This is a genomic window from Bacteroides sp. AF25-5LB (genome assembly GCF_003602965.1).
In the GTDB taxonomy this organism is placed as follows: domain Bacteria; phylum Bacteroidota; class Bacteroidia; order Bacteroidales; family Bacteroidaceae; genus Bacteroides; species Bacteroides uniformis.
In genome coordinates, this window is record NZ_QTMC01000052.1 from 1 (window position 1) to 591 (window position 591).

General features: G+C 55.7%; 1 protein-coding gene. It reads right to left on the reverse strand.

Annotated features, from left to right (window positions below; translation table 11 throughout):
• Positions 1-14: 14 nt before the first annotated feature.
• Positions 15-590: a hypothetical protein gene (locus DWY57_RS20680; RefSeq protein ID WP_008620860.1), complete on the reverse strand. Its 576-nt coding sequence runs from the start codon at positions 588-590 to the stop codon at positions 15-17.
• Position 591 lies beyond the last annotated feature (1 nt).

Genomic DNA, 591 nt, shown 5'->3' on the forward strand with positions numbered 1-591 from the left:
CGGTCAGCCATACGTTAGCCCTCCTCACTTTGGAGCGATGCTGCAGCCGCGGCTTCCGCCGGCGGCAGCTTGTACTGCCCCCACTCGTCCGGTATTGCTTCCGTATCGAACACGCCGTAAGGCTGCGAACCGTCCTCCGGCATCGCCACTTCGAGCGTAACCTCTATCTTGGAGGTTTCTGTAAGGGTCAGCTTGCCTGCAGGATTGGAAAGCAGCGTGGCGTTGGGAATCAGTACGCTCTGTCCGGACACGAGGGAGAGTTCCCATGGTCCCTGCATGACAAGCACCTCCGACGGGGCTGTCCAACCGATCGGAGTTTTCTTTTCCAAATCTTCTTTCTTATAATGCAGGCTGCCGCCAAGCAGTTTGTGCAGGTTCGAATAGTTCATCTGGATCACATTGAACGTCGGGGCGATGCCGCCGTTACTCTGTGGGATGACCAGCACCGGGGCACCCTGCACCTGTTCGGCCTCGATCTTCGCGGCCTCGGGTTTCTTGCCGCCCAGGTCAAACGAGTTCTTTTCAATATACCCGATTGTGAAATCCTTATACTTTACGGCTCCTATGCCGTACATGAAATTCTTGTTCATC

Excerpts from the sequence above, each read along its gene's own strand:
- DWY57_RS20680 (WP_008620860.1), bottom strand. The coding sequence starts at position 590 with ATGAACAAGAATTTCATGTACGGCATAGGAGCCGTAAAGTATAAGGAT.